Annotated in this window: 6 protein-coding genes; all 6 read left to right on the plus strand. The window is 59.4% G+C overall.

Going from position 1 to position 7,104, the window contains the following annotated elements; translation table 11 throughout:
• Positions 1 to 186: 186 nt before the first annotated feature.
• The 6 genes from acpS to tsaD are packed head-to-tail and all read left to right on the plus strand — an operon-like array spanning position 187 to position 7,010.
• On the plus strand, positions 187 to 726 hold the full coding sequence (gene acpS, locus DWV20_RS09525) for a holo-ACP synthase (protein WP_117655164.1): 540 nt from the start codon (positions 187 to 189) through the stop codon (positions 724 to 726).
• Positions 727 to 2,343, plus strand: coding sequence for an NAD(P)H-hydrate dehydratase (locus DWV20_RS09530; protein ID WP_082435564.1), 1,617 nt, complete (start codon positions 727 to 729; stop codon positions 2,341 to 2,343).
• 2 nt (positions 2,344 to 2,345) lie between these two features.
• Complete coding sequence (gene alr, locus DWV20_RS09535; RefSeq protein ID WP_118256875.1) at positions 2,346 to 3,491, plus strand: alanine racemase; 1,146 nt, start codon at positions 2,346 to 2,348, stop codon at positions 3,489 to 3,491.
• An 8-nt stretch (positions 3,492 to 3,499) separates the two neighbouring features.
• A complete protein-coding gene (locus tag DWV20_RS09540; RefSeq protein ID WP_118256876.1) occupies positions 3,500 to 4,120 on the plus strand; it encodes a uracil-DNA glycosylase in 621 nt (206 codons plus the stop codon).
• A gap of 12 nt (positions 4,121 to 4,132) precedes the next feature.
• Positions 4,133 to 4,639 (plus strand): tRNA (adenosine(37)-N6)-threonylcarbamoyltransferase complex ATPase subunit type 1 TsaE, encoded by a 507-nt coding sequence (tsaE, locus tag DWV20_RS09545; protein ID WP_006235849.1) that lies wholly within the window; start codon positions 4,133 to 4,135, stop codon positions 4,637 to 4,639.
• Positions 4,626 to 7,010 (plus strand): tRNA (adenosine(37)-N6)-threonylcarbamoyltransferase complex transferase subunit TsaD, encoded by a 2,385-nt coding sequence (gene tsaD, locus DWV20_RS09550; RefSeq protein ID WP_118256877.1) that lies wholly within the window; start codon positions 4,626 to 4,628, stop codon positions 7,008 to 7,010. Before tsaE ends, tsaD begins: the two co-directional genes overlap by 14 nt.
• The last annotated feature ends 94 nt before the right edge of the window (positions 7,011 to 7,104 follow it).

The following is a 7,104-nucleotide window of genomic DNA, read 5'->3' on the forward strand; positions in this document are numbered from 1 at the left end:
CGCCGCTGACCGGTGGACGGCACCGAGCCGTCGGATGACTTGAAGAAGGGGGAGGCCTCGCGGCCTCCCCCTTTTTTGTATCTCGGGCAATTTGTCTCACATAGTAGCTGTGTTTTATAACCCTCGTTTGTCGCATCTTCTGCGAACGGGCTACAATAACTTAGTCTGTGCGATATGGAGGTGAACATGGCTGAAGCTGGTATCGGCGTTGATATCGTCGAGATTTCCCGCATGAAATCAATTCTTGAAAAGACGCCGTCGTTTGCTCGGCGTGTGTTTACCGAAGAAGAGCGTGCGTATTGCGATGCATCATCGCGTCCCGCTGCTCACTATGCGAGCCGCTTTGCTTCGCGCGAGGCGGTGCTTAAAGCTCTCGGCACGGGTTTTAGTCAAGGCGTGGGTCGCAAGGATGTTTCGGTAACGCGTGATAAACTCGGCAAACCGAAGGCGCTGCTTTCGGGCCGTGCTCTCGAGATCGCTCAAGAACTGGGCGTTGTTGAGGTCGCTCTTTCCATTACGCTTACGGGAGACTTGGCCGTTGCGAATGCCATCGCGATTACCGAAGATGCTCGGCCTAAGCCAAAAGATGAAAAGGTGAGCACCAAGAAACGCGTTGCGCAGACATTTAAAGAGGCTCGCTCTGTATTAGATGAGCTCGAGCAGCTGCAGAATTCAGCATTGACGGAGCACCTGGGCGATGCTTCGCAAGATACGCTAGGAGCATAGATGAAACCGGTTTTGAGTACCGAAGAAGTCGTTCGTCTCGAGGATATCATCGAACGCGAAGGGACTTCGAAGGCCGAGCTTATGGAGCTAGCGGGTGAGTTTGCCGCTAACGAGGTCTTGAAGCTCAATCCCGATCGGGTTCTCGTTTTGGTCGGTTTTGGTAATAATGGCGGCGACGGTTGGGTTGCCGCCGATATCCTGAGCCATAAGGGTGTGGACGTGGATATCGTTTCTCCGGTTGAACCGGATGAGATTCCTGCTGCTCTGGCACGTCATGTTGCTCGTCGTACTGCCGGCCGCGATGTGCACGTTTGCGTCGGCCCCTCGCGTGATGAACTCGAGGTTTTGATCGATAAGGCCGATGTTGTTGTCGATGCCATTTTTGGTACCGGTTTCCACGGGAATCTGCGTGCGCCGTTCTCCATTTGGATTCCTACGGTCAATGAATGCGCCGATTGTGTCGTATCCATTGATGTCCCCTCGGGCCTGAATGCAGAGACGGGCGTTGTTGATGACGACTGCATTCGTGCCGAGCGCACGGTGACGATGATTGCGCCCAAGATTGGTCTGTATAGCGCTGATGGTCCTGAGTATGCTGGCGATTTGATCTGCGGCAATCTTTACGACCGTCTTGACGAGGTCATCGATGATGTCGACCACGCCGCCGAGATTGTCGAGCCCGGTGACTTAGTTGATTACTTTGCTCCGCTACCATCGAATATCGATAAGTATTCCCGTGGCTCCGTGCTTATTGTCGCCGGATCTGCGCAATATCCTGGTGCTGCCATTATGGCGGCCAAGTCTGCAGCTCGCGCGGGTGCTGGTTACGTGGCAGTCGCGGCTCCTGACGCCTGCGCCAATCTCATTCGCATGGCACTTCCTTCGATTCCGGTCTTTGCTATTCCGTCTGATTCCCGCGGCTCCTTTGGCGCCGCTGCGCGCATGACGGTGTGCGAGATCGCAAAGAAGTACAGCTGCGTGCTGTGCGGTCCCGGTATGACGACGTCTGCCGGCGCTATGCAGGTGGTTTCGGGCTTGCTCGAGCTTGATGTACCGCTAATTTTGGACGCCGATGCACTCAACTGCCTTGCTAAGATTGCCATTGACGGTATTGATAGTAACCCCGAGATGTATCGCCGCGAGCAGCCGTTGGTTATGACGCCGCACTATCGTGAGCTTTCGCGCCTGGTTGCCGGTGACGAGGTGAACGACCTTGGTACCGCGATTGCGGCCGCGCAGAAGGTTGTCTGGGCTGCAGGCTCCGACAATCTGGTGGTCATTGCCAAGGGGCCGACGACGGCTATCTGTGGCGTTGAGCGTGTGCTGCTGCCGCTCTCGGGTCCGGCTTCTCTGGCAACTGCCGGTTCGGGTGATGTTCTCGCGGGTATTTTGGCCGGCACGCTTGCCACCATGCGCGACGAGATGGATCGTTGGGAGTTGCTGTATTCGTACGCCGTCGCACTTCACAGCTACGCCGGTTTTGCCGCGGCGACGGAGTATGGTGAGAAGAGCGTCATCGCGACCGATCTTATCGACTTGATCGGTCCTGCCATGGAGCTGGCGGCAAAGGATGCGCTCGAAGATCTGGGAATCATGGACGAAGGGTCGGATGACTAAGCATGAATAAAGCCGATTTGACGCGCTGGTCCTGGGTCGAGATCGACCGCGGGGCGCTCCGTCGCAACACGAGGGCCTATAAGAACTTGCTGAATCCACGTCAGCGCCTGTGCTGTGTGGTCAAGGCCGATGCTTATGGTCATGGAGCTGTTGAGTGCGCCAAGATCATGTATTCGGCCGGTGCCGACATGTTTGCCGTGGCGACGGTTAACGAGGGCGTTGGGCTCCGTCAGGGCGGGATTACTAAGCCCGTCCTGATTCTAAGCGAGCCGCCTATCGAGGCTATTCCGACGTTGCTCGAGTTTGATATCATGCCCTCGGTCTATACGTCTGACTTTGCTCTTGCGTATGGCGAATGTGCCGTCGCGGCGGGCAAGGTGGGCAAGTATCATCTCGCCATCGAGACGGGCATGAACCGCATTGGCGTACATTACACGCAGGTGCTCGACTTTGTCCGCGGTATTAATTTCCATCGCGGTATTCAGTGCGACGGCGTATTTACGCACTTCGCCACGGCCGATGAACCTTCGGGCTGGGACTACAAACTGCAGTGTCAGCGCTTTACCGAGGCCGTTCAGGCCATTAAGGATGCGGGCTTTGAGTGCGGTATCGTGCACTGCGCCAATACGCCGTCCTCGATGCTCGACCCCTCGATGCATTTTGATATGATTCGCGCCGGCGTCGGCTTGTATGGCATGCAGCCGTGCGAGCTGAGTGGCCGCGTGATGCAGCTTGATCCCGTTATGAGCGTCCATGCGCGCGTGACGCGCGTGGCACACCCTGCGATGGGCGAGGGCGTGGGCTACGGTTTTACCTACCGCGTACCGCGTACGCGCGTTCAGATCTGCACGCTGCCGATCGGTTATGCCGATGGCCTATCGCGTACGCTTTCCAATCGTATGGATGTGCTGTATCGCGGCGAGCGCGTGCATCAGGTTGGCAATATCTGCATGGACCAGTTTATGGTCGCCATTCAGTCCAACCCGGCACACGAGATTCCCGAGGCCGAATATGGTGACGAGATGATTATTGTCGGCCGCGATGGCGATGCCGAGATCACTATGGACGAGATGGCCCGACTGCGCGGCACGATTAACTACGAGGTCGCCTGCGGCTTTGGCATGCGCCTCGACAAGGTCTACGTGTAGGAGTCGCCATGGGCGTCATGCACATTCCCGGCCATACCCATCAGGCGCCACGTGAGGTCGCACTCGAGGAAATTGAGGCCGTTCTGGGCGATTGTCACCTCTGCCAGCTCTACCAGTCGCGCCATAACATCGTGTTTGGCGTGGGAAACCCCCACGCTCGCGTGATGTTTATTGGCGAGGCGCCGGGCCGCAATGAGGATTTGCAGGGCGAGCCCTTTGTGGGGGCGGCAGGCGAGGACCTCAACGGCATTTTGTCGCTGGCGGGGCTCAAACGCGAAGACGTCTACATTGCCAACGTGCTTAAGTGCCGCCCGCCGGGAAACCGCAATCCGCGTCCCGAGGAAGTGCTGGCTTGCTCGCCGTTTTTGCGTGAGCAGATTCGAAGCATCTGGCCCGATATTATTGTGACGCTCGGCAACCCCGCGACGCACTTTGTGCTAAAGACCGAGATTGGCATTACTAAGCTGCGCGGCAGGTTCCACCAGATGGGGCATTTTGTGGTAATGCCCACGTTCCATCCGGCAGCAGCGCTGCGCAATCCGGCGTGGCAGGAGCTGCTGGAGGAAGACTTTAAGATGCTGGGCGACTATCTGGAGCGACATCCCGCGCCAGAGGACGCCTCGGAATAATAAGGAGCATATATGTCCCTGGAGCGCCTGGGGGTAGGTACTTACAAAACGACTTGCGCTGCCGATACGGAGTACTTTGGCGAGCTAATTGCACCGTGCCTTGAGGACGGCGATGTGCTTATCCTGACCGGTGGCCTGGGAGTGGGCAAAACTCACTTTACCAAGGGCGTCTCGCGCGGGCTGGGCGATGGGCATATGGTTACGAGCCCTACGTTTGCGCTCATGGCCGTTCACGATCAAGGTCGTATTCCGCTGTTTCACTTTGATCTATACCGCCTGGAGCATGCCTACGAGCTCGAGGATACGGGCATTTTCGATGTGCTGGGCTATGAGGGTGCTTGCCTGCTGGAATGGGGCGAACAATTCCAAGACGAGCTGACGGATGAGTATCTTTCGGTGACGCTCAAGCGTGATGAGGGCGACAGCGATGTGCGAACGATAACGCTCGAGGCGCACGGTGACCGCGCAATGGAGCTTTCCCATTTGATTGATAAGGCTGTACAAGATGAGCTTGCATAACGACAACGCGCTGGTGGTGGCGCTCGATACCTCGACCGACATGCTTGCCTGCGCGGCAAGATGGATTGATGGGCAGACGGGCGAGACGAAGCTCGTGAGTGGCGATCACATGTGTCGCCGTCACGCCAACGTTGAGCTCGTGAATACCGTTGATGGCGTGCTGGCTCAAGCCGGTCTGGATCGCAGCGATGTTGGTTGCTACGTGGTCGGCCGCGGCCCGGGGTCGTTTACGGGCGTGCGCATCGGCATCTCCACTGCCAAGGGCCTCGCGCGTGGTGCCAATGTTCCGCTACTGGGCGTGTCGACGCTCGATGCTTGCGCTTGGACGGCGTGGAAGGCTGGCGTGCGCGGCAAGCTTGGTATCTTGGCCGATGCTATGCGCGGCGAGGTATATCCGGCGCTGTATATGCTGGTCGATGAGGGACCCGAGCGTCAATTTGAGCGCGAACACGTGGTCAAGGCCGCCGTGGCGCTCGATGAGTGGCGCCGAGCAGCGGACTGGGATCAGGTTCAGCTGACCGGTGACGGTCTCGTGCGCTATGGCAAGCTGCTGGGTGAGGACGAGACCGCCCGCTGCGTGGAGCGAGACCTGTGGTGGCCTTCGGGCGAGGGCTTGCTGCTCGCGCACGCTGCGGGTGACGGCGATCCGGCTCGCGTCCTGCCGATTTACACGCGCCTTTCGGATGCCGAGGAAAACGAGCGCAAGCGTCTTGGTCTTGCTGAGAGTGCACAGAGCGAAATTACGGGCGTTGCCGATGAGCTCGCCGGTCGTCATCTGCAGTTCCGTCCCATGGGCGCGGCGGATGCCGAGGGCGCGAGCGCGCTAGAGGCTGCCTGCTTTGAAGGTGCCGGACACGAGGCGTGGACGCCGGGCATGTTCCTGTCCGAACTGGGCGAGGACGTCGCTGCGCCGCGTAGTTGGTGGGTGGCACACGACGACGGCAAGCTGCTGGGCCTTGCCGGCGGTATGGTCGTGGACGGTGATGTGCAGATTCTGGATGTCGCCGTCGACCCGGCACATCGCCGTGAGGGCATTGCCCGCAAGCTGCTGTCGCATGTGAGCTATGATGCCCAGATGCTCGGCTGCACTACGGCTTCGCTCGAGGTCGAGGACGGTAACGAGGGAGCGACCGCGCTTTATAACGCTCTGGGCTTTACCGAGGCTGGCCGTCGCCGCGGCTACTATGGTGCCGGCAAGGACGCCATCGTCATGACGGCTCAGCTGCCCCTGGTGCTTCCGGTCGATAATGCTTCGCCCGAGCCGACGGCGGCAGAGCAGCGCGTATGGCCGCTGCCTGCGCCTGGGCGCTCCGAGGGGGAGCGTGCCGAAATTGAGCGCCGCCGCCTAGTGCTCGCTATCGAGAGCTCCTGCGACGAGACGGCCGTGGCGATTATCGATGCGGATGGCAATATGCTGGCCAACCAGGTGTCGACACAGATTGATTTTCACGCCCGCTTTGGCGGCGTGGTGCCCGAGATCGCCTCGCGCAAACACGTTGAGGTGATTGTGAGTGTCGTGGATGCGGCGCTCGAGGATGCCGCAGCATCGCTTGGTCTTGAGGGTGGAGCCATCGCGCCGAGCGAACTCGCCGCTGTTGGCGTGACGCAGGGTCCGGGCCTGGTGGGTGCTCTGGTAGTGGGCGTCGCCTTCGCCAAGGGCTTTGCCTATGCCGCCGGCAAGCCGCTCGTGTGCGTCAACCATCTGGAGGGCCATCTGTTCGCCAACCTGCTGGCGCAGCCCGATCTCAGGCCGCCGTTTATCTTCACGCTCGTCTCGGGCGGTCATACCATGCTCGTGCACGTGAAGGCATGGGGCGACTACGAGGTACTTGGTGAGACACTCGACGATGCTGTGGGCGAGGCCTTCGACAAGGTAGCCAAGGCGTTGGGTCTGGGCTATCCCGGTGGCCCCATCATCTCCAAGCTGGCCGAGACGGGCAACCCCCGCGCGATCGATTTTCCTCGCGCGCTTAACAGCAGGGGAGACTATCGTTTCTCGCTTTCGGGTCTTAAAACGGCCGTGACGCTCTACATCGAGCAGGAGACCAAGGCCGGGCGCACGATTCACCTGCCCGATCTGGCGGCTTCGTTTGAGGCAGCCGTCTTTGACGTTCAGTACAAGAAGGCCAAAAACGCCCTGCATGCCACCGGATGCAAGGAATACTGCATCGGCGGCGGCGTCTCGGCTAATCCGCATCTGCGCGAGATGATGATCAAGAAGCTTGGGCGTCAGGGGATCCGCGTAACGGTGCCACCGCTTTCGGCGTGCACCGACAACGCCGCCATGATCGCAGAGGTTGCTCGCCGTAAATTCGACCGAGGAGAAATCTCGCCGTTCGACGTCGATGCCGATCCGAACATGACGCTGTAGTCGCAAAGGTGCGATCCCCGGCGCTGCCCGGGCGCCAACGGCCGCATATGAACTTTCCTGCTCTACAGTCCTGCTCACGACGGAGGCCACATTA

The sequence above is a fragment of the Collinsella sp. AF02-46-1 genome, from assembly GCF_003465825.1.
Taxonomy (GTDB): Bacteria; Actinomycetota; Coriobacteriia; order Coriobacteriales; family Coriobacteriaceae; genus Collinsella.

Coding starts and splice junctions, on each gene's coding strand:
- acpS (WP_117655164.1), top strand. CDS start 187: ATGGCTGAAGCTGGTATCGGCGTTGATATCGTCGAGATTTCCCGCATG.
- DWV20_RS09530 (WP_082435564.1), top strand. CDS start 727: ATGAAACCGGTTTTGAGTACCGAAGAAGTCGTTCGTCTCGAGGATATC.
- alr (WP_118256875.1), top strand. CDS start 2,346: ATGAATAAAGCCGATTTGACGCGCTGGTCCTGGGTCGAGATCGACCGC.
- DWV20_RS09540 (WP_118256876.1), top strand. CDS start 3,500: ATGGGCGTCATGCACATTCCCGGCCATACCCATCAGGCGCCACGTGAG.
- tsaE (WP_006235849.1), top strand. CDS start 4,133: ATGTCCCTGGAGCGCCTGGGGGTAGGTACTTACAAAACGACTTGCGCT.
- tsaD (WP_118256877.1), top strand. CDS start 4,626: ATGAGCTTGCATAACGACAACGCGCTGGTGGTGGCGCTCGATACCTCG.